Origin of the sequence: Streptomyces lavendofoliae (assembly GCF_014649735.1) — a bacterium.
In the GTDB taxonomy this organism is placed as follows: Bacteria; Actinomycetota; Actinomycetes; order Streptomycetales; family Streptomycetaceae; genus Streptomyces; species Streptomyces lavendofoliae.
The window spans coordinates 78,718-104,581 of record NZ_BMTP01000011.1; the positions used below are offsets into that span (position 1 = coordinate 78,718).

Annotated in this window: 18 protein-coding genes; 11 read left to right on the forward strand and 7 right to left on the reverse strand. The window is 73.6% G+C overall.

The genetic code is table 11. The features are described 5' to 3' along the window. Window positions 1-125 precede the first annotated feature (125 nt). The 3 genes from IE109_RS20935 to IE109_RS20945 all read left to right on the forward strand — a co-directional run bounded on the left by IE109_RS20935 (window position 126) and on the right by IE109_RS20945 (window position 2,689). Window positions 126-725 carry a hypothetical protein gene (locus tag IE109_RS20935; protein WP_189552490.1) on the forward strand — a complete coding sequence of 200 codons (600 nt, stop codon included), beginning with the start codon at window positions 126-128 and terminating at the stop codon, window positions 723-725. 677 nt (window positions 726-1,402) lie between these two features. Then, a complete protein-coding gene (locus IE109_RS20940) occupies window positions 1,403-2,152 on the forward strand; it encodes a ZIP family metal transporter (protein WP_189552491.1) in 750 nt (249 codons plus the stop codon). A 90-nt stretch (window positions 2,153-2,242) separates the two neighbouring features. Beyond that, the gene (locus IE109_RS20945; RefSeq protein ID WP_229891346.1) at window positions 2,243-2,689 is read left to right on the forward strand and encodes a hypothetical protein; all 447 of its coding nucleotides are present in this window, start codon (window positions 2,243-2,245) and stop codon (window positions 2,687-2,689) included. Between the two features lie 113 nt (window positions 2,690-2,802). Here IE109_RS20945 and IE109_RS20950 read toward each other — a convergent pair whose 3' ends face one another. Continuing rightward, window positions 2,803-3,324 (reverse strand): SRPBCC family protein, encoded by a 522-nt coding sequence (locus IE109_RS20950; RefSeq protein WP_189552492.1) that lies wholly within the window; start codon window positions 3,322-3,324, stop codon window positions 2,803-2,805. Between the two features lie 644 nt (window positions 3,325-3,968). Here IE109_RS20950 and yicI point away from each other — a divergent pair. Further along, the gene (gene yicI / locus IE109_RS20955; protein WP_189552493.1) at window positions 3,969-6,248 is read left to right on the forward strand and encodes an alpha-xylosidase; all 2,280 of its coding nucleotides are present in this window, start codon (window positions 3,969-3,971) and stop codon (window positions 6,246-6,248) included. Window positions 6,249-6,359: 111 nt separating this feature from the next. Here the strand turns inward: yicI and IE109_RS20960 are convergent, their stop codons facing one another. Then, the gene (locus tag IE109_RS20960; protein WP_229891348.1) at window positions 6,360-9,188 is read right to left on the reverse strand and encodes a glycoside hydrolase family 3 C-terminal domain-containing protein; all 2,829 of its coding nucleotides are present in this window, start codon (window positions 9,186-9,188) and stop codon (window positions 6,360-6,362) included. A gap of 353 nt (window positions 9,189-9,541) precedes the next feature. Between IE109_RS20960 and IE109_RS20965 the strand changes: the two genes are divergently transcribed. The 6 genes from IE109_RS20965 to IE109_RS33250 all read left to right on the forward strand — a co-directional run bounded on the left by IE109_RS20965 (window position 9,542) and on the right by IE109_RS33250 (window position 20,429). Then, window positions 9,542-11,209 carry an extracellular solute-binding protein gene (locus IE109_RS20965; protein ID WP_189552494.1) on the forward strand — a complete coding sequence of 556 codons (1,668 nt, stop codon included), beginning with the start codon at window positions 9,542-9,544 and terminating at the stop codon, window positions 11,207-11,209. A 314-nt stretch (window positions 11,210-11,523) separates the two neighbouring features. Further along, complete coding sequence (locus IE109_RS20970; protein ID WP_189552687.1) at window positions 11,524-12,540, forward strand: ABC transporter permease; 1,017 nt, start codon at window positions 11,524-11,526, stop codon at window positions 12,538-12,540. Then, window positions 12,537-13,466 carry a carbohydrate ABC transporter permease gene (locus IE109_RS20975; protein WP_189552495.1) on the forward strand — a complete coding sequence of 310 codons (930 nt, stop codon included), beginning with the start codon at window positions 12,537-12,539 and terminating at the stop codon, window positions 13,464-13,466. Before IE109_RS20970 ends, IE109_RS20975 begins: the two co-directional genes overlap by 4 nt. A gap of 222 nt (window positions 13,467-13,688) precedes the next feature. Continuing rightward, window positions 13,689-15,956, forward strand: a complete 2,268-nt coding sequence (locus IE109_RS20980) for a 1,4-beta-glucanase (RefSeq protein WP_189552497.1) — start codon at window positions 13,689-13,691, stop codon at window positions 15,954-15,956. Between the two features lie 91 nt (window positions 15,957-16,047). After that, window positions 16,048-18,018: a beta-galactosidase gene (locus IE109_RS20985; RefSeq protein WP_189552498.1), complete on the forward strand. Its 1,971-nt coding sequence runs from the start codon at window positions 16,048-16,050 to the stop codon at window positions 18,016-18,018. Continuing rightward, a complete protein-coding gene (locus IE109_RS33250; protein ID WP_229891351.1) occupies window positions 18,015-20,429 on the forward strand; it encodes a glycosyl hydrolase family 95 catalytic domain-containing protein in 2,415 nt (804 codons plus the stop codon). Before IE109_RS20985 ends, IE109_RS33250 begins: the two co-directional genes overlap by 4 nt. A gap of 40 nt (window positions 20,430-20,469) precedes the next feature. Here the strand turns inward: IE109_RS33250 and IE109_RS21000 are convergent, their stop codons facing one another. The 4 genes from IE109_RS21000 to IE109_RS21015 all read right to left on the reverse strand — a co-directional run bounded on the left by IE109_RS21000 (window position 20,470) and on the right by IE109_RS21015 (window position 23,268). Continuing rightward, a complete protein-coding gene (locus IE109_RS21000) occupies window positions 20,470-21,477 on the reverse strand; it encodes a LacI family DNA-binding transcriptional regulator (protein WP_189552499.1) in 1,008 nt (335 codons plus the stop codon). A 191-nt stretch (window positions 21,478-21,668) separates the two neighbouring features. Then, window positions 21,669-22,250, reverse strand: coding sequence for an RNA 2',3'-cyclic phosphodiesterase (thpR, locus tag IE109_RS21005; protein ID WP_189552500.1), 582 nt, complete (start codon window positions 22,248-22,250; stop codon window positions 21,669-21,671). Between the two features lie 63 nt (window positions 22,251-22,313). Beyond that, window positions 22,314-22,850 carry a 2'-5' RNA ligase family protein gene (locus IE109_RS21010; protein ID WP_189552502.1) on the reverse strand — a complete coding sequence of 179 codons (537 nt, stop codon included), beginning with the start codon at window positions 22,848-22,850 and terminating at the stop codon, window positions 22,314-22,316. Between the two features lie 88 nt (window positions 22,851-22,938). Then, window positions 22,939-23,268, reverse strand: coding sequence for a hypothetical protein (locus IE109_RS21015; RefSeq protein ID WP_189552503.1), 330 nt, complete (start codon window positions 23,266-23,268; stop codon window positions 22,939-22,941). Window positions 23,269-23,588: 320 nt separating this feature from the next. Here IE109_RS21015 and IE109_RS21020 point away from each other — a divergent pair, with 320 nt between their 5' ends. Beyond that, on the forward strand, window positions 23,589-24,335 hold the full coding sequence (locus IE109_RS21020; protein ID WP_189552504.1) for a hypothetical protein: 747 nt from the start codon (window positions 23,589-23,591) through the stop codon (window positions 24,333-24,335). A 25-nt stretch (window positions 24,336-24,360) separates the two neighbouring features. On the opposite strand, the gene IE109_RS21025 is transcribed toward IE109_RS21020, so the two are convergent. Then, window positions 24,361-25,491, reverse strand: coding sequence for a carboxylate-amine ligase (locus IE109_RS21025; protein WP_189552506.1), 1,131 nt, complete (start codon window positions 25,489-25,491; stop codon window positions 24,361-24,363). Between the last annotated feature and the right edge of the window lie 373 nt (window positions 25,492-25,864).

Here is a 25,864-nt window from a genome sequence, read left to right on the forward strand (position 1 = left end):
CGTCCCCGCCCCCGCCCCCTCCTCCGTTCGCACCAACCGCGATGGCCCGCGCCCGCGTCCTGGGCCAGGGTGAACAGGGCGCCGGTCTTCGCCGGTGCCTTCCGCCTGGGCAAGGGAGCCAGAGCATGTCCGAACGCAACACGATCCTGCGCAGCCTGCACGACGTGGGCCTGGCCGCCTGGTTCGGCGGCTCTTTGATGGGAGCGGTCGGCCTGAACGGGGCGGCCCGCGACGAGGGCGGCACCTGGGCGACGACCGCCCGGATCGCCAGCTCGGGCTGGGCGAAGTGGACGCCCGTCAACGCCGCCGCCATCGCCACGCACCTGTTCGGTGCCGGGGGGCTGCTGGCCGTGAACGCCCCGCGTGTCGCCGCCCAGCAGGGCGTCGCCGCCTCCACTCTCGCCAAGACCGTCCTGACCGGCGCCGCCCTCGCGGCCACCGCCTACAGCCGGGTGCTCGGCAAGAAGATCGAGCTCGCCGCCTCCTCGGACCCCGAGGACGCCCGCAAGGCCGCCGAGCACCCGATCGACACCGACAAGGCGCAGCGGCAGCTGGCCTGCATGCAGTGGACCATCCCGGCCCTCACCGGCGGCCTGCTGATCCTCAACGCCCTTCACGGCGAGCAGCAGCGCCCCGCCGAACAGGCGCAGGGCATGTGGGAGCGCGCCAGGACCATGACCCCCGCCATGCTGGGCTCCGTCCCGTACTGGCACGCCTCGCACTGACGGCGAGGGGCCGAGGAGAGCCGGCGTATCGCCGGCGCGGCAGCCGCGTGCGCGCGGCCGGCCCACTCGGCGTCTGCGACCGGGGCGGCGACCGCCCCGGTCCCGCACGTTTGCGTCGTCCCCCGGACCGGCGCCGGGCCGGTGCGCGACCACGACGTCGGGAAGTCGAGCGCTCCTCCGGGGGAGTGACGGCCTCGGCGTGGCATCCTGCGTCCGTGAACGGACGACGCCGCTCCTTCACCGCCCCGCTCACGGACGCTTCGGTCCTCGGGGGAGGGTGCTCACCGCTGCGTGGAACCCAGGGCTGCCGGCACGACAGCGGGGGGGCGTGGGCGCGCGGCCGGCTCGTACGCGTTCCCCGGCGCGCGGTTCCGGGGCGCCGCGCCTCCACCCTGCCACCGCTGTCGCCGGCCGGCGTTCGCCGTACGGGTCGCCCGGCTCGTACGGCCGTCCGTGCTTCACGGGGCCGGGAGAAGGCGACGGCCCCCGACCGCCGTCCTCCACGCGGGTCAGGGCCGGGGGCCGGCTGCGCCGCCGGGTGGAGGCCCCGGCGGACGGCACGGACGGCCGCCTGTTGAGCGGTGCCGCCGGCGGGTGCGCGGGCCGATGCGGGGAAGGCGCGACGGATCGGTGCCGGAACCAGCAGGGGCGACGGCGACGGCGACGGAGGGATGGGCATGGCGGACGCATTGGTGGCGGGCGGCTGGGGGTTGTTCGCGGGGGCGGCCCTGCTCGTGGGGGCCGTCGTCGGCGCGTTCTTCTCCGTACCGGCGCGCTGGGTCGCCCTGATCATGGCGTTCGGCAGCGGGGTGCTCATCTCGGCCGTCTCCTTCGACCTGGTGGCCGAGGCCCACGAGCAGGGCGGCCTCGCCCCGACGGCGGCCGGAGCGGTGGCGGGGGCGACGCTGTACTCCCTGGCCAACGTGGCGCTGGCCCGGCGCGGCGCCCGCCACCGCAAGCGCTCCGGCGGCCAGCAGCCCTCGGAGCGGGAACAGCCCGGATCCGGCAGCGCGATCGCGGTGGGCGCGCTGCTGGACGGCGTTCCCGAGTCGGTCGTGATCGGCACCAGCCTCTTCGGCGGCGGGAGCGTGGGCACGGCCACCGTGGCCGCCGTCTTCCTCAGCAACCTGCCCGAGGGACTGGCCAGCGCCACCGGCATGCAGCGGGCGGGCCGGAGCCGTGCGTACGTCTTCACGCTCTGGTCGGCCATCGCGGCCGTCAGCGGGCTCGCGGCACTGGCCGGCTACACCCTCCTCGACGGGGCGTCGGGTACGACGATGGCCGCGATCACCGCCCTGGCGGCGGGCGCGATCCTCGCCATGATCGCCGACACGATGATCCCGGAAGCCTTCGAACAGGCCCACCTGCTCACCGGCTTCACCACGGTGCTGGGTTTCCTGACGGCGTTCGTGCTGTCCCACGGCTGACGCACCGCACGGCGGATCCCGCCCCGCTTCCCCGTCCGCAAGGCGGGTGACGAGGTCATGATGGCGAGGTCCCGGGGGCATAGGACCACCGTGAACGACGAACTGATCGAAGGGCCGGACGCCGCGCACCGGCGCCCGGACGGTGTGAGCGACACGACGGTCGAGGCCCTGGGCTCGCTGTCGAAGGCCCTGGAGACGACGGAGCGGGCCCGCGGCCACCTCTACTCCTTCCACCAGCTGACCGGCACGGCCGACCTGGAGCTGGACAACGCGGTCCGGCTGCTGCGCGAGGCCGGCCACGCGGAGGCGGCCGACCTGGTCGAGCGGGAGATCCTGGGACGCAACGTGATCCCGGGGCACTGGACGTTCCAGATCGTCGAGGCCTACAACCGCGTCTACTACCGGCCTTTCGCCGACATCGAGCAGCGCCTCGTCCGGGAACTCGCGGACGGCCGCGACCATCTGTACGAGGCGGAGCTGAAGGAGGCGCGCCGCACACGCCGGCACCCCGACCACACGGCGCTGCCGCCGGGCTGACCCGGCGCGCCGGTCCAGGGGTCACCACCGGCCGGCCGGGCCGCCCGCCCCCGGGGGCCGCCCGCCCCCGGAGGCCGCCCGCCCCCGGGGGCCGCCCGCCCCCGGAGGCCGGTTCAGCCCGCGGCGGGCTCTTGGCCGGCCTCCATGGCCTGCTTCAGGCGCTTCAGGGTGGTGCGGATGTTGCCGCGCTGGAAGTCGGCGAACGTGCGCCCCCGCGTGGCGAGCCGGTCGAACGCGTGCGCCACGGGGTCGGGCCAGGCGCTCCGGTCGTCGGTCCACGTCTCCGTGACCCGGGTCGCGCCCCCGTCGACCGCCTCGAAGCGGTATTCCCAGGTGGCGATCGGGCCCCGCAGCCGGGGGCGCCGCACCCCGATCGCGTGCACGCGGAACGCGAAGCGCTCGCCCGGATCGGCGGCGACGACCGTGCACCGCGTCACCCAGGTGAAGGGCCCGCGCTTGTTGCGGCCCTCGAAGACCATGCCGACGTACGCCCCGCGGCGCTCCCCGAGCACGGTGGCCCCCTGGTTCTCCGGACTCCACCGGCCCATGGCGGTGGGGTCGCTGAGGCGTTCGTACACGCTCGCGGGGTCGGTCCGGATGACGATGTGGTCCGACACGGACATGGTGCGGGGCATGGCGCCGCCTCCTCGTGCACGGCTGCCCGGTACAGCCGACCGGCTGCATACCTTACTCGCGGGTAACGCGGGTGCGGGCGGTGCCGTGTGCGGGGCCGGACGCTTGCCCTCTCCTCACCGACGGGGCACGACCCGTGGGTGAAGCGCTTCGACTAATGGGCGGCCCGGGACGACGACCTTCCGGTGGGCCGTCGCCGCATCGGTGCCCGCAGGGCGCAGTCACCTTGCGCCTCATCCCTTGACAGGCCGTTGCGGAGCTGTAACGGTGTCCGAGCTTCGCTCTCTACCGCTGCTCGTCGAAGCGATTCGATACCAGGAGGGTTCAGTGCGGTTGACCGGCGCCCGTCGCACCCGATGGCGGTGGAGATGCCCAGCGGCGGACGGGCCGCCCCGGCCGTTCCCGGCGGGGCGCGGTGAGCGCCGCCCCGGCGTCACGACACCGCCTGTGAGCGGGCCGCGCGCCGGCTCCGCGGCGTCCTCGGAGCGGTCGGCGTGACGAGCGGACGCCTGCTGACCGGAGGGCCGGACAACCGCGTCCACCTCTCCGGGCTCCCGGACGGGCGGCACCCGGCCATGGAGGCCGCCCCCACCCTCGCGGCGCCCGGCCCACGTACCGCCCCCACCTCAAGGAACACGGGAGTCCGATGAAGTTCACCGACGGCTTCTGGCTCATGCGCGACGGCGTCCACGCCTCGTACGCCACCGAAGTGCGCGACCTCCACGTGAGCGAGGACCGCATCACCGCCTACGCGGCCGTCACCCGCGTGCGGCACCGCGGGGCCACCCTCAACACGGCCCTGATCACCGTCGAGGCGTTCTCGCCCGCGGAAGGGGTCATCGGCGTACGGTTCACGCACCACGCGGGCAAGGTCCACCCCGGCCCCGACTTCGACCTGCCGGGCGCGGACGCCGGGACCGCCCCGGCCCGTACGCGCCGTGACGGCGACGTCGTCCAACTGTCCAGCGGACCGCTCACCCTGCGTCTGGACACCGCACGGCCCTGGGGGCTGGAGTTCCGGGGAGGTGACGGGCGCCGGCTGACCGCCGCCGAACGCAAGGGCACCTCTTTCGTCACCACCCCCGACGGAGCCCACCACATGGCCGCCCAGCTCACCCTCGGCGTCGGCGAGCAGGTCTACGGCCTCGGCGAGCGCTTCACCCCCTTCGTCAAGAACGGCCAGACGGTGGACATCTGGCAGGCCGACGGCGGCACCAGCAGTGAACAGGCGTACAAGAACGTCCCGTTCTACCTCTCCTCACGCGGCTACGGGGTCTTCGTCAACCACCCCGGCAAGGTGTCCTTCGAGGTCGGCACGGAGTCCGTCGGCCAGGTCCAGTTCAGCGTCGAGGACCAGACCCTCGAGTACTACGTGATCGCGGGGCCCTCCCCCAAGGACGTGATCACCCGGTACACCGCCCTCACCGGGCGCCCCGCGCTCCCGCCGGCCTGGTCCTTCGGACTGTGGCTGACGACCTCCTTCTGCACCGTGTACGACGAGGAGACCGTCACGTCCTTCGTGGACGGCATGGCCGAACGCGACATCCCGCTCTCGGTGTTCCACTTCGACTGCTTCTGGATGCGCGAGTACCAGTGGTCGGACTTCCAGTGGGACCCCGGGGCGTTCCCCGACCCGGCGGGCATGCTGACCCGGCTCAAGGAGCGCGGGCTGAGGATCAGCGTCTGGATCAACCCGTACATCGCCCAGAAGTCGGTGCTGTTCGCCGAGGGCGCGGCCCGTGGCTACCTGGTCCGGCGCACGAACGGCGACATCTGGCAGTGGGACCTGTGGCAGCCGGGCATGGCCCTGGTGGACTTCACCAACCCGGAGGCCCGCAAGTGGTTCCAGGACCGGCTGCGGCCCCTGCTCGACCAGGGCGTCGACTGCTTCAAGACCGACTTCGGCGAGCGCGTGCCCACCGACGTCGTCTGGCACGACGGCTCCGACCCGGAGCGGATGCACAACTACTACACCCAGCTGTACAACCGGACCGTGTTCGACCTCCTGGAGAAGGAGCGCGGAGCCGGCGAGGCGGTGCTCTTCGCCCGCTCCGCCACCGCCGGGGGCCAGCAGTTCCCCGTCCACTGGGGCGGTGACTGCTTCGCCTCCTTCGAGGCCATGGCCGAGTCGCTGCGCGGCGGGCTCTCGCTCTCGCTGAGCGGCTTCGGGTTCTGGAGCCACGACATCGGCGGCTTCGAGGGCACGCCCGACCCGGACGTGTTCAAGCGGTGGCTCGCCTTCGGCCTGCTCTCCTCGCACAGCCGGCTGCACGGCAACGTCTCCTACCGGGTGCCGTGGGAGTTCGGCGAGGAGGCCGTCGACGTCACGCGCCGGTTCACCCTGCTCAAGCACCGGCTCATGCCGTACCTGTACGGGGCCGCCGCCGTGGCGCACCGCACGGGGGTGCCCGTCATGCGGCCCATGCTCCTGGAGTTCCCCGAGGACCCGGCCTGCCGCACGCTGGACCGGCAGTACATGCTCGGACCCGACCTGCTGGTCGCCCCGGTGTTCACCGCGGACGGCGAGGTGGAGTACTACGTGCCACGGGGGACCTGGACGCACCTGCTGACCGGCGAGACCGTGACCGGCCCGGTGTGGCGGCACGAGCGGCACGGCTTCGACAGCCTGCCGTTGCTGGTGCGGCCCGGAGCGGTGCTGCCGCTCGGCGCGGACGACCGGCGGCCGGACGCCGACTGGCTCGACGGGCTGACCCTGCGCGTCCACCCGGCCCCCGGGGACGCGGCACTCACGCGCACGGTCGGCGTGCCGGACGGCACGGGCCGGACGGCGGCCGTCTTCCACGTGACCCGGGACGGCGACCGCCTGCGCGTGCGGGCCGAGGGGACGGACCGGCCCTACCGCGTCGAGATCGCCGACGGGGCCGTCGAGGAGGGCGCGGGCGAGGTGGTGGTGACCCTGCGCTGACGGACGACGCGGGCGCCCGGCACCCCGCGCTGCGGGCGGGGACGCCGAGGCCCGGCACCGGACGTTCCCGGTGCCGGGCCTCGGGGTCCCCGCCTTCCCGGCCCTCGGCCCTCAGCCGCCGAAGGAGATCCGTGCCAGACGCACCGGGCCGCGCAGCCGCACGTGCAGGTCGTGGACCCCGGAGAGCGGGACGGCGGCGTCGGCGGTGACGTAGTCGTACGGGCCGCCGGTGGCGGGGGCGTACGACGCCAGCAGCGTCCCGTCGGACAGCCGCAGCTCGACCGAGGCCGGACCGGTCGCCGACATCTCGGGCGACGCGGTCACCCCACCCGCGGCGCCGAAGTCGCAGCGACGGAAGACCAGTTCCCCGGGGCCGTCGCCGGCGACCGCCACCGCGTCGCCGGACTCCTTGGCGCGGTCCACGATCACGGTGCCGTGCTGCTCGTCGTAGTCCGCGGCCTCCAGGCCGTCCCGTCGCACGTCGCGCGCAGCGGGCTCCTCACCGTCGACCAGGAGGCCGGCCGTCAGCCGGACGTCCGCGCTGGAGGCCCCCACGAGGAACGTGTACCGCCCCGTGGCCACCGTCCACCGTCCCCGGGCGACATCCCAGAAACCGAGGTCGGCGACCGGCACCTCGAACTCCAGCCGCAGCTCCGCCCCGGGTGCCAGCCGCACCCGGCGGTGGGCGACGAGCTGGCGCAGGGGACGGGGCACGCCGGACGTCGCGGCCCGGACGTAGACCTGCGCGACCTCGTCCGCCTCCACCGCGCCGCCGTTGGCGACGGTGAAGGACACGCGGACGGTGCCGGCCGCGCGGACGGCCGACAGGCCCGCGTAGGTGAAGGCCGCGTAGGACAGACCGTGCCCGAACGGGTAGAGCGGGGTGCCGTCGTCGTACAGATACGTCTGGCGGCTGCCGATGACGTCGTAGTCCAGCAGGTCCGGCAGGTCGGCGTCGGAGGCGTACCAGGTCTGCGGCAGCCGCCCCGCCGGCGAGACGTCGCCGGCCAGCACTCGGGCGAGCGCGGTTCCGGCCGCCTGGCCTCCGTGGGCGGTCCACAGCAGGGCGGGCAGGGCGGCGTCCGCGTCGGTCACGGCGTACGGGTACGACGAGACCAGCACGAGCACGGTACGGGGGTTCGCGGCGCGGGCCGCACGCCACAACCGCTCCTGGTGCTCCGGCAGGCGCAGCGTGGTGCGGTCCTCCGTCTCGCGGCCGTTGATGTGGGGGTCGTTGCCGGCCACGACGACGACCACGTCGGCGGCCGCGGCGGCGTCCGCCACCTCGTCAGCGCCGCGGCCGGTGACGACGACCTCGAAGACGTCGCCCTCCTCGGCAACCTTCAGGCCCTCGGCGGCCACCGAGAGATAGCGGCCGGTACCCACGTGCGCCAGGAGGTGGCCTGAACCGTGTTCCTCCAGCCGGAACGTCTCCCGCACCACCCACCCCCCGGGCTGGTCCGCCGACGCGCGCACGAACCCGTCCTCGGCGACCGACAGGTACATGCCGTCGGGGGCGCGGAAGGTGATCAGCCCCTCGCCCCAGTCCGCCATGGCGAACTCCGTGGGGTCGCCGCCGGCGGTCAGCGGCGGCAGGTCGGTGCGCCCGCCGAGCAGCGCCGGGTCGAGGGCTCCCTCGGCCCCCCGCACCGCGGCGCTGCCGGACGAGGACGGTACCCGCACCCAGCCGGCCGCCGTCCGCAGCCGCACGCGGTCGACGCCCTCGGCGTACGAGACGTTCTCCGGGCCGAAGCGCTCGCGCAGCCCGTCCAGGGGCGTGGAGCGGTGGAGCAGCGTCCCGCTGTACCAGTCGAGCTTGCACTCGTCGGCGAGCAGGCCGGCCACCGCGATCCGCGTGCCCCCGGCCAGCGGCAGCAGGCCGTCGTTCCGGAGCAGCACGACCGCCTGTTCCGCGGCCTCCCGCGCCAGCGCCCGGTGCTCGGGGGTGTCGAACGCCCGGGCACCGGCGTACGGGTCCAGCCCGGGGTCGAACTCGCCGAGGGCGAACCGCATCCGCAGGATCCGGCGTACGGCGCCGTCGACCGTCTCCTCGTCGACCAGCCCCTTGTCGAGTGCTCCGCGCACGCGGTCGACGATCGGGGAGGAGTCCTGGCCGTGGTCGGTGAAGCTGTCCACTCCGGCGCGCAGGGCGGCGGCGGTGGCCTCCTCGTGCGTGTCGAAGTAGTGCTCGGAGTCCACCAGGTTGGAGGGCGCGCCGGCGTCCGAGCACACCACCAGGGACTGGTCCGTCCAGGTCCGCAGCTGGGTGCGCAGCAGGGGCGAGAGGTGGTTCGGCCGTCCGTTGACGAGGTTGTAGGAGGGCATCACCCCGGCGACCGCGCCCGCCTCCACGGCGGGGCGGAAGGCCCGCAGGTCGTATTCGTGCAGGACGCGCGGGCGGACCGAGGAGGAGCAGGTGTCCCGGTCGGTCTCGTTGTTGTGGGCCAGCCAGTGCTTCAGCACCGGCGCGGTGCGCCAGTAGACGGGGTGGTCGCCGCGCAGGCCACGCGTGTAGGCGACGGCGATGGCGGAGGTCAGGTGCGGGTCCTCGGCATACCCCTCCTCGTTGCGGCCCCACAGCGGGTGGCGCAGGAGGTTGACGGTGGGTGCCCAGACGTTGAGGCCGACGCGCGGGTCGGCGGCCCGCATGGCGCGGATCTCCTCGCCCACGGCCTCTCCCACCCGCCGTACCAGGGCCTCGTTCCATGTGGCGCCCAGCCCCACCGCCTGCGGGAAGACCGTGGCGGGGCCCATCCACGCGACGCCGTGCAGGGCCTCCTGGCCGGTGCGGAACGCGCCCACGCCCAAGCGCTCGACGGCGGGCGCGAACTGGTGGAGCATCCCGATCCGCTCCTCACGGGTGAGCCGCGAGAGCAGGTCGTCCACCCGCTCGTCGAGGGAGAGCGTTGCGTCGCGGAAAGGCGGCGATATGTCGGTCACAAGGTCCCCAAGGGTGAGCGTCACGAGCTTCCACGCAGGTTCGAAGCGCTTCGATGCTGGGGGCGGTCCTACGGGGGTGTCAAGACAGGCCGGGCGCCGGACGGGCGTTTCCTGTCTGCGGCCGACGCGTCGCCAAGCGCGGCAAGGGAAGCGAAGGTGAAGATTTTCCGGCGTGACCCTTGAACGGCCTGCCGTCGTCACTTAACCTCGCTGCAACATCGAAGCGCTTCGACGAAAGGTCGAAACCTCGCTTGCCGCTTCGTGTGTCCCACACCTCGCCACACCCGCCGACCCGCATGCGTACGGCCGCTCCCGCACGCCCTTGGCTGACCGCATGAAGAAAGGGGCAACCCATGCCCGTCAGCAAGGATCCGAGCCGGAGAGCGTTCCTCGGTTCCACCGCGGTCGCCGCCCTCGCCGTCACCGGCGGCGCGCCGCTGCTCGGCGCGTGCAGCGGTTCGTCCGGCGACGACCGCGCCGAGGGTGCCACCACCGGGAAGAAACTCCAGGGCATCCTCCCGGCGTTCGTCGCCTCCGACGTCGTGAAGCCGGACCTGCCGAGCAAGAACGGCTCCGGCCTCGGCTTCACCACCGCCCCGCCGGCCTCGCGGCTCGCCGTCTCCGTACCCGCGAAACTCGGCAAGGGCGGCACCGTCACGATCATGGCGCCGCTCTGGGGCACCTCGCCCAAGGCCGGCAACCCGTACTGGACGGCGATGGACGAGGCCATCGGCGTGAAGGTGAACTGGCAGAACCAGGACGGCAACACCTATGGGCAGAAGCTCGGAGCCGTCCTCGCCTCCAGCTCCCTGCCGGACGTCGTCGTCATCCCCGCCTGGGAACTGGGCGGCAAGATACCCAGCGCCATCAGCAACAAGTTCGCCGACCTCGGCCCGTACCTCTCGGGTGACAAGGTCAAGCAGTACCCGAACCTGGCGGCCATCCCCACCGGCGCCTGGCAGCGGGCGGTCTTCGGCGGCAAGCTCCGCGGCCTTCCCATGCCGGCCAGCGACATCCCCAACATCGCGCCCTTCTACCGGTCGGACCTGTTCAAGGCCAAGGGCTACCAGCCGCCCACCACCGCCCAGGAGTTCTTCGACCTGGCCAAGGAGATCACCTCCGCCAAGAACAGGGTGTGGGGCTGCGGCGACATGACCTGGGCCGCGTACAGGATCTTCGGCGTCCTCGACGAGAAGCCCACCTGCTGGCGGCTCGTCGACGACAAGCTGGTCCACCGCGTCGAGACCGACGAGTACCTCGAAGCCCTCGAGTGGTCCCGCTCCCTGTACTCCGCCGGCCTCGTGCACCCGGACGCGAGAGCGGAGAGCGGGGACATCGGCAACCTCTTCACCTCCGGCCGGGTGTGGATGTACAACGCGGACATCTCCGACTGGTACGGCAAGACCGTCGTCCAGCGGGGTGACACGCCCGGTTTCTCCATGGCCGCGATGGACTACTTCCACCACGACGGCGGCAAGCCCCGCCTCTACGCCGGGTCGCCCTCCAACATCTGGGCCTTCGTCAACAAGAACGCCGGCGAGGAGACGGTCCGTGAGGTCCTGGCGATCGCCAACTTCACCGCAGCCCCCTACGGCACCAAGGAACAGCGGCTCAAGGCGTACGGCGTCGAGGGGATCCACCACACCGTCGAGGACGGCACGATCACCAAGACCGAGACCGGCAACAACGAGGTCTTCGCCACGTACGAGTACGTCGCCAGTCCCCAGCAGTTCTTCGCCTACCCCAACCACCCCGACGTGGCCGAGGGGATTGTCCGCTGGCAGCAGCGCATGGGCGCGTTCGTCACCAGGCCGCTGTTCTACGGCATGCAGGTCCAGGAGCCGAACCGCTGGGCCGAGCTCAGCAGCCAGTTCGAGGACCTGGAGAAGGACGTCGTGCGGGGCCGCAAGAAGGTCGGCGACGTGCAGCAGGCCGTGTCCGACTGGCGCTCGCGCGGCGGTGACCGGCTCCGCGACTGGTACCGGAAGCTGCTCGACGAGACCGGCGGTCAGGCGTCCTGACCGACCGGTCGAGGGGAGCGAGGAGAGAGAACGTGTCGCAGAGCAGGGTGGCGGGGCACGAGCCGGCCGCCGACGACAGCGCCACGCCGGCCGGCGGTACGGCGGCCGGCGGTACGGCGGGCGGCGAGGGCGCGGCGGTGGCGACCGAGGGCGCGGCGGGGAGCGAGGGCGCGGCGGCGGGGGCCGAGGGCGCGAGCGTCGCCGGCACCGGGACGGCGGCGGAGGCCGAAAGCGCCACCGCTGCCACCGCTGCCGCCGGCGACGGCCGCGACCTCCGCGACGGCGCACCGGCAGCGGCCGACCGCTCCAGGGCCGTGGCCCCGCCCGGCGCGCATCCGGCCCCCGGCGCGCGTCCGGCCCCCGGTCCCGCGGGGCGGAGGGACGCCCGTTCCACGGCGGCCGCGGGCTCCGGCTGGAGGATCAGGCTGCGCCGCGACCGCACGCTGATCCTGATGACGCTGCCCGCGGTCCTCCTGGTCCTGGTCTTCAACTACGTACCGCTGCTGGGCAATGTCGTCGCCTTCCAGGACTACGATCCCTACCTGGGCGACAACGCCTGGCAGGCCGTCGCCCAAAGCCCCTGGGTGGGGATCGAGCACTTCGGCCGCATGGTGGAGGACCGGCTCTTCTGGCAGGCGCTGCGGAACACGCTGGCGATCTTCCTCGTCCAGCTCACGCTGTTCTTCCCCGTACCGATCCTGCTCGCGCTCCTCATCAACAGCTTCGTCCGGCCCCGGGTGCGCGCCGTGGCGCAGGCGGTGCTGTACCTGCCGCACTTCTTCTCCTGGGTCCTGGTCGTGACCGTCTTCCAGCAGATGTTCGGCGGAGCCGGCATGCTGGCGCAGACCCTGCGCGAACACGGCCACGAGGGCATCGACCTGATGACGAACCCCGGCCTGTTCAAGTTCCTCGTCACCTTCGAGATGGTCTGGAAGGACGCGGGCTGGGGCGTCATCGTCTTCCTCGCCGCGCTGTCGGCGGTCAGCCCCGACCTGTACGAGGCGGCGGCCATGGACGGCGCCGGTCGGTGGCGGCGGATGTGGCACGTGACGCTGCCGGCGCTGCGCCCCGTGGTCGCCCTGCTGCTCGTCCTCCAGGTGGGCAACGCGCTGACCGTCGGCTTCGAACAGATCCTCCTCCAGCGGACTGCCGTCGGCTCCACCGCCGCCGAGGTCCTCGACACGTACGTCTGGAACGTCGGCATCCAGTTCGGCGACTTCAGCTACGCGGCGGCCGTGGGAATCGTCAAGGGAATCTTCGGCCTCTGCCTCGTGCTGGCGGCCAACAAAGTCGCCCACCTGATGGGCGAGCAGGGGGTGTACAAGCGATGAGCGCCGTGTGGGGCACCAGCCGCCCCGGGGGGACCCGCGGCCGGCTGCGCCCGGTGTGGGAGGAGGAGCCGAGCCGTACGGGCCTCGCGGCCAAGGGCACGGTGCTCGCGCTGGCGTGCGCGGCGGTCCTGTTCCCCCTGTGGATCGTGGTCGTCACCAGCCTGTCGTCGGTCAAGACCATCACGGCCGCCGGAGGTCTCGTCGTCGTCCCCCGGGGAATCACGTTCGTCGCCTACGAGGAACTGCTCGGCGGGGGGCAGGTCACCCGGGCGGCGCTGGTGAGTCTGGGGATCACGACCGTCGGGACGCTGTTCAGCATGACGGTGTCCGTCCTGTGCGCGTACGGGCTCTCCCGCAGCGGATCGCTGCTGCACCGGCCGCTGCTGATCGTCCTGCTCGCCACCATGTTCTTCGGCGCGGGCCTCATCCCGACCTACCTGCTGGTGCAGGGTCTCGGCCTGACGGACACCTACCTGTCGCTGATCCTGCCCAGCGCGGTGAACGTCTTCAACATCCTCGTCCTGCGCTCGTTCTTCATGAGCGTGGCTCCCGAGCTCATCGACAGCGCCCGGATCGACGGCGCCGGTGACCTCCGCATCCTGTGGAAGATCGTCATGCCGCTGTCCCGCGCGGTGCTGGCGGTGATCGCGCTCTTCTACGCCGTCGGCTACTGGAGCGCCTGGTTCAACGCGTCGATCTACCTGAGCGACCAGGACATGATGCCGCTGCAGAACGTGATGATGCAGCTGGTCCTCAAGCAGGAACGTCCCACCGGACTCGCGCAGGCCATCAACACCGGCCACCTGTCGCCCCTGTCGATCCAGATGGCCGTCATGGTGCTCGCCCTGCTGCCGGTGGCCGTGCTGTCGCCGTTCGTCCAGCGGCACTTCAAGAAGGGCATGCTCACGGGGGCGGTCAAGGGCTGACCCCCGGGCCGGCTCCCGCCGCCACCTGCGCGGCGGCCGGCCCCCACACCCCTCCACCGCCCCCGCCCCCGTCCCGCCCGCCGCCCGTGGCCCGTCACGCCGACGTGCCGCCGCGGCGCCCCGGACCGCCGCCGTGTCCACCCGTACCTGACACCGGGTGGGCACGGCGGCCACCGGCCCCGCGCCGCCGCCGAAGGACCTCCACGAAGGAAGGCTTCCGACATGCCCACGCCCCCGAACCAGCCAGGAAGGCGCGCCGTCCTCACCGCCGGCGCCCTCACCGGTCTCACCGCCCTCCCGGCGCTCTCCGCGGGCAGCGCCACCGCCGCCCCCGGCCCCGCCCCCGTCCGGGGCTCCGCCCCCGCGCCCGCCCACCCCTCCTCGACGCCGGACGGCGCCGCCCAACGGCATCGCTGGCGCACCGCCGTCATCGGGGGCACCGGCTTCATCACCGGCGTCCTGTTCCACCCCAAGGTCAAGGGACTGGCCTACGCCCGCACCGACATCGGCGGCGCCTACCGCTGGGACAGCCGCACGCGCGCCTGGACGCCCCTCACCGACCACCTCGGCTGGGACGACTGGAACCTGCTCGGGGTGGAGGCCATGGCCACGGACCCCCACCACCCCGACCGCCTCTACCTGGCCCTGGGCACGTACACCCAGAGCTGGTCGGGCAACGGGGCGGTGCTGCGCTCGGAGGACCGGGGTGCCACCTGGAAGCGCACCGACCTGCCGGTCAGACTCGGGGCCAACGAGGACGGCCGCGGCACCGGCGAGCGCCTGCTCGTCGACCCCCGCGACAGCGACACCCTCTGGCTCGGCACCCGGCACGACGGCCTGTGGCGGTCCACCGACCGCGGCGCCACCTGGGCACGGGCCGACTTCGCCCCCGAGCCGTCGCCGGCCGGCCAGGGGGTCACCCTCCTCGTCGCCGCCGGGCGGACCCTGTACGCCGGCTGGGCCGACGGCGGCCCCGCGCTGTACCGCGGCGGGTCCGGCACCGGCTGGGAGCCCGTGCCCGGACAGCCGGAGGGCTCCTCGGCGCGCGTTCCCGTCCGGGCCGCCTACGACGCCGCGACCCGCGTGCTGTACGTCTGCTACGCCGACGCCCCGGGACCCAACGGCCAGAGCGACGGCGGTGTCCACGCGCTGAACACCGCCACCGGGGCCTGGACCGACATCACGCCCGTCCGCCCCGGCGCCACCGCGCCCGACGGGTCGCGCGACACCTTCGGCTACGGCGGGCTCGCCGTCGACGCCCGCCGCCCGGGCACCCTGGTGGTGACGACCAACAACCGCTGGGCCGCCGTCGACACCGTCTTCCGCTCCACCGACGGCGGGCGCACCTGGACGTCCCTGAAGGACCGCGCCGTCCTGGACGTCTCCGCGACGCCCTACCTCCGCTGGGGAGAGCAGCGGCCCAAGTTCGGCTGGTGGATGCAGACCGCGGCCATCGACCCCTTCGACTCCCACCACATCGTCTACGGCACCGGCGCCACCCTCTACGGCACACGCGACCTTGTCCACTGGGCGCCGGAGATCCGGGGGCTGGAGGAGAGCGCCGTGCGGCAGCTGATCTCCCCTCCCGCCGGCACCGCGCACCTGATCAGCGGCCTGGGCGACATCGGGGTCATGTACCACGACTCCCTCACCGCCTCGCCCTCCCGGGGCATGGCGACCGACCCGGTCTTCGGCTCCGCCACCGGACTGGCCATGGCGGCCGGAAAGCCCTCGTACGTCGTACGCACCGGCTGGGCCTCGGGAGGCGGCAACGGTGCCTGGTCCGGTGACGGGGGCAGGACCTGGCGGCCCTTCGCCGGCCAGCCGGCCATCGCGAGCACCGCGCCCGGCCCGATCGCGACCAGTGCCGACGGCCGGGTCCTGCTCTGGTCGTTCGTCCACTGGGACGGTTCCACGCACGCCACCCACCGCTCCACGGACAACGGCGCCACCTGGACGGAGGTCCCCACCTTCCCCCGGGGCGCCACGCCGGTCGCCGACCCCGTCGATCCCCGGTGCTTCTACGCCTACGACACGGCGACCGGCACGGTCCTGAGGTCCACCGACGCCGGGCTGACCTTCGCCCCCGCCGCCACGGAACTGCCCTCGGGGGACACCCAGTTCCGACTCGCCGCAGCGCCCGGCAGGACCGGCCACCTCTGGCTCTCCGCCAAGTGGAACGGCCTGTACCGGTCCACCGACGGCGGTGGCTCCTTCACCAAGTCCGGCAGCTGCTGGGCCTCGTACACCCTGGGTTTCGGCAAGGCCGCCCCGGGCGCGGACTACCCGGCGGTCTTCCAGGTCGGCGCCACCGGGCCGACCACCGCCGTGCTGCGCTCGGACGACGAGGGCGCCACCTGGATCCGGGTCAACGACGACGCCCATCAGTGGGGCTGGATCGGCGAGACGATCACCGGCGACCCGCGCCTGCACGGTCGCGTCTACCTCGGCACCAACGGCCGGGGCATCCAGTACGCCGACCCCGCCTGAGCCCGCACGCGTCCTCCCGCGACCCCGCCCGCACCCGTTCCCGCGCGTACCTCCCCGCGCGCGCTCCCTCCGTGACGAAGCGAGTCCCCGCATGCCCTCCCTCCACGACGCCACCGGCCCCCGCGTCCTGTTCGGCGGCGACTACAACCCCGAGCAGTGGCCCGAGGAGACCTGGGCCGACGACGTACGGCTGATGAAGCGGGCGGGGGTCACGTCCGTGACCGTCGGGGTGTTCTCCTGGGCGAGGATCGAACCCCGCCCCGGGGAGCGGGACTTCGGCTGGCTGGACAGGATCATGGACCTGATGCACCGACACGGCATCGGGGTCGTCCTCGCGACCCCCACCGCCTCGCCACCGGCCTGGATGGGCTCCCTGCATCCCGAGACCCTGCCGCGCGCGGAGGACGGTTCGGTCGTCTGGTACGGATCACGCCAGCACTTCTGTCCCAGCTCGCCCGTCTACCGGAGGTACGCGGCGGCGATCACCCGCGACCTCGCCGCCCGCTACGGCGACCATCCGGCCCTCCTGATGTGGCACGTCAACAACGAGTACTGCACCTTCTGCTGGTGCGACGGCACGGCACGGCACTTCCGCCGCTGGCTGCGCGACAGGTACACGACGGTCGACGCGCTCAACGAAGCCTGGGGCACCGCCTTCTGGAGCCAGCGCTACGACACCTGGGAGGAGGTCATCCCCCCGCGCAAGGCCCAGTACCTGCGCAACCCCGCCTGCACGCTCGACTTCCGGCGCTTCACCTCCGACGCCCTTCTGGAGTGCTACACCGCCGAACGCGACATCGTCACCGCGGGCGCCCGCCGACTGCCGGTCACCACCAACTTCATGCCCTTCTGGATCGGCCAGGACGCCTGGACCTGGGCCGCGCAGGAGGACGTCGTCTCCGTCGACGTCTACCCCGACCCCGCCGACCCGCACGCGGCCCAGTACGGAGCGATGATCCAGGACATGACGCGGTCCCAGGCGCGCGGGCCCTGGATGGTGATGGAACAGGCGGCCGGCGCGGTGAACTTCCGCAGGGTCAACGTCCCCAAGCCGCGCGGTCTCGGCCGCCTCTGGTCCCTCCAGGCCGTGGCCCGCGGGGCGGACGCCGTCTGCCACTTCCAGTGGCGGCAGTCACGGCAGGGCGCGGAGAAGTTCCACTCGGCCATGCTCTCGCACGCCGGCGAACACGGCCGCACCTACCGGGAGATCACTCGGATCGGCGCCGACCTGGCCCGGCTGGGCCCGCGCGTCGCGGGCACGACCGTCACCTCCGACGTGGCGCTTCTCCACGACTGGAACTCCTGGTGGGCCGACGAACAGGAGGGCCGGCCCTCCGCCGACGTGCACTACCCCACCGTCGTACGCGCCTGGCACCGGGCCCTGTGGGAGGCGGGCGTCACCACCGACTTCGCCCACCCCGAGCACGACCTGGCCCGCTACCGCGTGGTCGTCGTCCCGCACCTGTACCTGCTGGGCGACACCGCCGTCGACAACCTCGTCGCCTACGTACACGGCGGAGGCACGCTCGTCTCCGGCTTCCTCACCGGCGCGGCGGACGAGGACGACCGCATCCGCCCCGGCGGCATGGACGAACGCCTGCGGGACCTGTTCGGCATCCGCGTCGTCCACGAGTGGTGGCCGCTGCCGGCGGGGGAGGGGCTGACGTGCGACGGCCCCCGCCCCTTCCGCGCGACCCTGTGGGCCGAGGAACTGGAGACCTCCACCGCCCGGACCGTCGCCACCTACCGCGGCGGCGAACTCACCGGTATGCCCGCCGTCCTGCGCAACGGCCGGGCCTGGTACGTCTCCACCCTCCCCGAACCGGCCGCCCTGCGCGAGCTCCTCGCGCGGGCCGCGGACGAAGCGGGCGTACGGCCCGTGCTGGAGAACCCGCCGCCCGGACTGGAGGCGGTACGCCGCGGGGACCTGCTCTTCCTGCTCAACCACGCCGACGGGCCGCTCACCGTCACGGTGCCCGGCCGGCACCACGAACTGCTCACCGGCGGCCTGGTCGACGGTCCGGTCCACCTGGAACGCCACGGCGTGGCGGTCCTGGCATGAGGCACGGAACGTGGGAGCCGCGCCCGGCCGGCCGGTGGGAGGACGCCTTCCTCAGCGGCAACGGCCGGCACGGTGCCATGGTGTTCGGCGACCCGGCCGACGAGCGGGTCGTCGTCAACCACCACACCCTGGTCCGCCCCAACGGCAGCGAAGCCGCCGGACCCCCGGCCCTCGCCGCCGGACTCCCCGCCCTGCGGGCCGCGCTGCTGGCCGGCGACACCACGGCCGGGGAGGAATTCGGCGCGGACCACCCCCACCTGTGGGTGCAGCCCTTCCACCCGGCGTTCCAGGTCCGGATCCGCCGGTCCGGGCCGTCCGGGACCGGCCGGGGCTACCGCAGGCAGGTGGACTTCACCACCGGGGTGGTGAGCGCGGAGGACGGCGACTGGCGCGGTGACCTCTTCGTCTCCCGCGCCGACGACGTGATCGTCCACCGGATGGCCGCGCCGCCCGGTGGTCTGAGCGCCGGCATCCGTCTCGACGAACGGCTGGCCGGACTGCCCGACGGCCTGCGCCTCTCCCGGTCGGCCGCGCTGGAGGAGGACCCGGGGGGCACCGCCACCGCCGTGCTGAGCCTGCGCACCGACTACGCGAACGGCCGGACCGCCTTCACGGGGACGACCCTGGTGACCGTCACCGGCGGTCGTACGGAGGCCACCGGCGGCGGTGTGCGGGTGACCGGCGCCTCCGCGATCCTGCTGCTGACCCGAGTGGAACGGCACCCCGCCCCGGCGACCCCGGCGGCGGACCAGGCCACCGCGCTCCGCGCCCTCCTCGCCCGCCCCGGCCGGCCGCGTGACGCCGACGAGCCGCCCCGCCCCGGCCGGCCGCACGACCCCGACGAGCCGGTCCGCCCCGGCGGCTGGGGCCGGCCGGACAAGCCAGACGTGACCCGGCCCGAAGCCTCCGGCCGGCCGGACAACCCCGGCCGGGCCGACCCGTCGCTCGCCCCCGGGCTGCGGGACAGCACCGCCGTGCTGTACGCGCGGCTTCTCGCCCGGCACCGGCCCGTCCACCGCGACGCCTACCTGCGTGCCGAACTCACCCTGGCCGCCGACCCGGCGGACAGGGAGCTGCCGGGCAGCGCGCTGCTCCGGCGCCCGGACAGCCCCGCCCTCACCGAACGGCTCTTCGCGGCGGGCCGCTACCACCTGCTGTCGTCCAGCGGCATGCTGCCACCCCGCCTCACCGGCCTGTGGACGGGCGACTGGGACACCGCCTGGTCCGGCGCCTTCACCACCAACGCCAACCTCAACCTCCAGGTGTCCTCCGCCGCGGCCGGGGCGCTTCCCGAAGTGTCCCGCGCCCACGCGGAGCTGGTCCGCGGCCAGCTGGCCGACTGGCGGGACAACGCCCGCGAGATCTTCGGCACGCGCGGGATCGTCGCACCGTCCCACACCGACGGGGAGAGCGGGCACACCCGTCACTTCGAACGCGCCTATCCGCTGCACCTGTGGACCGCGGGCGCCGACTGGCTCCTGCACCCCCTCGTGGACGAGGTCCTCACCAGCGGCCGGCCGCCCGAACCCTGGCTGCTGTCCGCCCTCGCCGAAGTGGCCTCGTTCTACGAGGACTTCCTCGTCGTCACCCACCCGGACGGCCCCGTCACGCTCGTCCCCTCCTACTCGCCCGAGAACCGGCCCGGCAACGCCGGCTGGGTCACCATCGACGCCACCATGGACATCGCCGCCGCCCGGCACGCCCTGACCACAGCCGCCGCGTTCCACCCCGACCACCCGCGCGCCCCCCACTGGCGCGCCCTCGCCACCCGGCTCCCCGCCTACCGTGTCAACGACGACGGGGCCCTCGCCGAATGGGCCCGGCCCGGGCTGCGCGACACCTACGACCACCGGCACCTCAGCCACCTGTACCCGGTGTGGCCGCTGGACGACATCAACCCCTACGACACACCTGCCCTGGCAGCCGCCGCGCACCGCGCCCTCGACCTGCGCGGCAGCGAGAACGACTCGGCGCACGGCCACCTCCACACCGCCCTGGTCGCCGCCCGGCTGCGCGACGGACGCCGCGCGGGCAGGGCACTGGACCGGGTGCTGCGGGGCGACTTCTTCCACGACTCCCTGATGAGCGCCCACTACCCCGGCCGGGACGTCTACAACGCGGACGCCGCGCACACCCTCCCCGCCGTGGTGATCGAGTGCCTGGTGCAGTCGACCCCCGACCGGCTGGTCCTGCTGCCCTCCGTGCCCGGCGGCTGCACCGAAGGCACCCTGCGGGGCGTGCGTACGCGCTTCGGGGCCCGGCTCGACCTCAGCTGGTCCGAGCGGCACGCCACCGCGGTACTGAGGCCGTCGGCCGGCCGCACGATCGACGTGGTCGCGGGGGACGACCATCACCGCCTGACGCTGGTGGCCGACGAGCGGCGGGTCCTCACCGTCCGCCGGGGCGGGTGACACCCGCCCCGACCGGGACGGCCACCGCTCCGCCCGGTTCTCAGACCGGCGCGGGTCCGCTGCTCGCCCGGGTGACGAGCTCCGGCTGAAGCAGGACCACCTCGTCGTCGGCCTTCCCCTCGATCTTGGCGATGAGGTGGTCGACGGCCCGCCGCGCCATCTCGCGCGCCGGGATGGTGACGGAGGTGAGCCGCACCGATCCCTGGAGCGCCACCTGTTCCGGGCAGACGGCGACCACCGAGATGTCCTCGGGTACCGCACGCCTGTCCTGGCGCAACAGGCTGAGCAGCGGCTCCACGGCCTGTTCGTTCTGGACGACGAACCCCGTGACGCCGGGGCGCTCGGTGAAGATCTGTCCCAGGGCGCTCGCCATCGCCGCGTAGGTGCCCTCGCACGGGCGGTGCAGTACGCGCACGCCCAACTCCCTCGCGCGGGAACGCAGTCCGTCCACGGTCCGCTCGGCGAACCCGGTCTTGCGCTCGTACACCGCCGGCGCCTCGCCGATCATGGCGATCTCGCGGTGCCCCAGCCCCGCCAGGTGCTCCGCGCACAGGGAACCGGCTCCGGCGAAGTCCAGGTCGACACAGGTGAACCCGGTGGTCTGGGCCGGCAACCCGATCAGCACCGCCGGCCGGCCGCTCTCCCGCAACAGGGGCAGCCGCGCGTCGTCCAGCTCCACGTCCATCAGGATGACGGCATCGGCGAGACCGCTCCCGACCACCCGCCGCACCGCCGAGGGCCCCTCCTCGCCGGTGAGCATCAGGACGTCGAACCCGTGCTCCCGGGCGTTGGTGGCGACCGCGATGGCGATCTCCATCATCACCGGTACGTACATGTCCGTGCGCAACGGCATCATCAGCGCGATGATGTTGGACCTGCTGCTGGCGAGGGCCCGGGCCCCGGCGTTGGGAAGGTAGCCGAGTTCCCTGATGCTGTGCTCGACCCGTTGCTTGGTGACCTCGGAGATGGTCCTCTTGCCACTGAGGACGTAGCTGACCGTGCTGGCGGAGACTCCGGCATGCTGCGCCACGTCGGCAAGGGTGACCATCGGGATCTCCAGGTTGAGAAGCGCTTCGACAGCGGGGTTTCGCCGCACAGTAATCCGACCGGCGGGGGGCTGTCCAGACAGAGGAGTCGAAGCGCTTCGACAAGGCGGCGTCGCCTTCCGAAGGTCCCCGATCCGCGCGCGGCACGCCCGCGAGCCGGCCCCACGCCTGCTCCTGGAGCAGGGCCGGGCCGTCACGCGCCGGCGAAGGGCCAGGACTCGATGTCGCGGTAGTGGATCGGCCCGGGGCCGCGGCCGTAGTTGCTGCCCACCAGATGCAGCCGTTCGGCCCGCCAGGTACGGCCGGTGAAACCGGCGAGCCCCTCGGCGGCCCGTACCACGCTCGCGTCGTCGTCACGGCGGGAACGGGCGAGCGTCAGATGGGGGTTCAGCGGCCGCTCGGCGAAGGTGACGCCGTGCTCCCTCACCAGCGCGCGCACCTCCCCGGCGAGCAGCCGCAGACCGTCGAGGTCCCCGCCGATCCCGCTCCACAGCACGCGCTCGTCGAAGTGCCCGCTGCCGCACAGGCGCAGGCTCAGCGGGGGGCGTCGCGAGGCGAGCCCGGCGAGCGGCGGCCGGAGGAGCGAGACGGCCGCTCTCGGCAGCTCCCCGAGGAACGCCAGGGTGATGTGCCAGTCCTCGATGCGGTTCCACCGCATGCGCGGATGGGCGGCGTAGGCGGGCCGCAGTGCCTGCGCCAATTCCCCCTTGGCGTCGTCGGGCGGGGCGAGGGCTATGAAGACGCGGACGGTCGCGGCGTGGTTCTGCTCATGCATGGGCAACTTCGTACACCACCGCCGCCGGCCGGCGCCGGGCGCGGTGGCCGGCTCGACCCCTTCTCATGGGACCGGTCCCACAGGGGCGGTCGTGCGGGTCGCCGAATCGTAGGTGCGGGCGGCGACCCACGACCCCGTGAGGAAGCCGGACGGCGCGTCGAACAGCGCGCTGTCCGGCACGGCCGGGGCGGTGTCGCGTCCCCGCCCCAGGGTGATGTGCGGGCTCCAGCGCGACGGCTCGTGGAGCGGGTTGAGCCGGCCGCACGCGGGCGTGTGCAGCAGCACGCGCCATACGGACTCGTGCAGGCGCAGCAGGGCGTCGTCGCGCGCGACCGCCCAGGCGAGCACGTGCGCCCGCCCGGTGAACCGGACGCTGCCCCGGAGGACCAGCGGAAGCGGCAGGGCCGCCGTCAACGCCTCGTCCACCCGTGCGCGGGCCTCGGGTACCAGGGCGTCCGCGGTGACGAGGGTGAGGTGCGGACGGTTCGTCGGGTGCCGGTGCGTGGCCTGGCTGGGCAGCCCCGCCCGCCGCAGGCGGTTCCACACGTCGCGGACGGCCCGCTCGGTCGCCTCGTCGGGCAGCAGCTCCACACTGTGCACCGGATCAGCGTACGGTCGACGACCCTCCGCCGCCCGCCGCCCGCCGCCCGCCGCCCGCCGCCCGCCGCCCGCCGCCCGCCCCCGGGCGTCAGGCGTCGGCCGTACCGTCGTCGAGCGCCGCGAGCCCATCGCTCCAGCGGGTGCGCCGCTCCGCGTCCTCCTGCTCCCACCACGGGGTGCCACGCTCGCCCAGGGCGACCTTCGCCGTGTGCACCCTGGCCCGGGCGGCGCGTTCGGCCGCCACGTCCCGGGTGCGCCGGGCCGTGCCGACCGCCCGGCGCGCCGCCATCAGGTGGCGGCGCAGCCTCGCCGCCGCGTCCTCGGGGATGTCCGGGTCGGTCGCCCGCCAGCGCCTCCCGCCGACGACGATGTACCGCCCGTCGGGCGTCCGCTCGGGCTGCCGCGCGTCGGCTGTCACCGTACAAGCGTGCCAGAGGCGCGAGTGGCACGCGGGTACCCCGGCCGCTTCCGGGCCGGGCGTCACGGGCGGGGCGACCCAGAAGCCGCCCGGCCGGCGTGCGCCGGCCCCGGGGGAAGGCGGCGAGCCCGGCGCCGTGCCCGGCCGCGGCCCCCACGAGCAGGACCGACTCGTCGCGCCCGGCGAGAAGGCTGCCGCCGGCGACCCGATGGACCTGGGCCGACCGCGCGACGGCTCCGGATGGCGCAGACGCGGTGGCGGCGCGCGGGAGAAGGACGGACGGTGGTCACGACCCGCCGTCGAAGCCGAGAGGCACGTCCATGCCGTCGTACGAGGGAATCCTCAGCTCGATCTTCTGCCAGTCGCCGCGCTCGAACCACAACATCCCCGGGGTGCCGGAACTCGACGTCGTCACCCTGCGGTGGAACGGCGAGCAGATCGCCCAGCGTGAGATGGAGACGGGACAGACCTGGTCCCTGGGGATCGCCCAGGCGCTGGCGGGCCCGGCGACCGTCGAGGTGGTGGTCCGGCCCAATGAGGCCGGCGGCGTCGAAGACGTGATCGGCACCGTCCGGCTGAGCGAGGCCGACCTGGGCACGGGCATTCCCGGCACCGACTTCCACGTGACCACCTTCGACGACGCCGGAGCGCGGTACGAGCTGACTTACAAGGTCCGCCGGATCGACGACGCGCCCGGCCCCGGCCCCACCCCCGACCCCGCGCCCGCTGACGGCGTCCTCAGCTGGATCTTCTGCGAGTCGCCGCGCTCGAACCACAACATCCCCGGGGTGCCGGAACTCGACGTCGTCACCCTGCGGTGGAACGGCGAGCGGGTCGCCCAGCGTGAGATGGAGCAAGGCCAAACGTGGACCCTGGACGTGACGCGCCCCCTGACGGTCCCCGCGACCGTCGACGTGGTGGTGCGGCCCAACCAGGAAGGCGGCGTGGAGGACGTGATCGGCAGCGTACAACTCGTCACGTCGCTCGCCGGTGACGGTTTCCGGACGGCCCGTTTCGACGATGCCGGGGCCCGCTACGAGCTGACCTACGAGGTGCGGGCGAGGTGACCTCCCCGAGCCGGGGGCTCGCGCCTCACGCGTGGGGAGCGGTCATGGCGTGGACGAGGTGGTCGACCGTGTCGGTGAGGCGACGGCGCCGCCGGTAGGCGGCCCTCTGGCGGTCGGCGCCGTTGCCCTGGGCACGCAGCCGGAGGTGTGCGTCACGGACGAGGCCGAGATCGCCGGCGCCGAGGAACTCCCGGGTGGCGTTCCGGAGGCGGTCGACGAGCACGGCGGCCGGTTCGAGCCTGCCGGTGCGCAGGTCGATGGCGTCACCGGTCACACCGTCGCGAGCGGCGCGCCAGCAGGCGGCCCGCAACATCTCCGGCCGAGGGCGCGGGGCGGGCTCGGCGCCGCGGATGGCGGCGAGTGCGGAGGCGGTGAGCGCCTTGACGGTCCCGGCGAGGAGAACCGTGTCCTCGACCGTGGGCATGGCGTCGGCGACCCGGATCTCCAGGGTGGGTACGTGGTGGGACGGCCGGATGTCCCAGTAGAGGCCGCCGCGGTCCAGGACTGTGCCCGAGGCGATGAGGCCGTCGACCAGGTCCTGGAAATGGGCGCGGGAGGTGAGGTACGGAGGCGGGCCGGCCGCGGGCCAGCGCCCCCACGTCACGGTGCGCCAACTGGCGTACCCGGTGTCGCGCCCGTCCCAGTAGGGCGAGTTGGCCGCCAGGGCGATCAGCGCGGGAAGCCAGACCCGCAGGTGGTTGCTCAGCCGGACGGCGGTGTCCTCGTCGGGAACGCCGACGTGGACGTGGCAGGCGCATGCGCTCTGCTCGTCGTCCAGGGCGCCGAACGTGGCGACGCTCCGGGCATAGCGTCGGCCGGGGGTGAAGGGGGGCGGTGTGCGCAGGCCGAGCACGGGGGCCCCGCTGGATACGGCGCGCAGGCCCAGCTGGGCGGCGGCGTCCGAGACGGCGGCGCGGGCGGAGCGCAACTCGTCGCGCAGACCGGCCAGGCTGGTGTGGGGATCGGTGCGAATCTCGACCTGGTACCGCGTGAGTTCGGTGGTGACGTGGTCGCCGAGCCGTACCGCCGCGTGCGCCACCACCTTCTCGGCCGCCGGGCTCACTTCGCGGGAAACCAGATCCACCAGCAGGTACTCCTCCTCCACCCCCACCGTCACCGGAATCCCCGCCGATCGTGCCGACTTCCCGCTCCTCATGGCGACCGTCCTGTCGTCTGGCGTATGCGATACGGACTTTCCTGCCCCCGTTCACCGCCGGCGGACCTCGCCGCCACCGCCCCCGGCGCCCAGTGTTCCAGTGGCGAAGGCGTGGACGCCCCTGCGGTGCATCACTTCGGCCGGACATGACCACCGATCGGCCGACCGCGCGCGACATCCCGCACGATGGGCGCGTGATGGCGAAAAAGTGTGCGGTCGAACTGGCCGAGCGGGCCCTGCCGCGCGAAACGCCGGAATCGTCCGCGGCAGTCGGGCGCCGAACGTGTCGAAGTCGTCGTACTCGTGGAACGTACGGAGCCGGCTGTGCCGCCGTCCCGCACCCGCCCGCTGCGAATGGCGGGGCCTTCCCCGC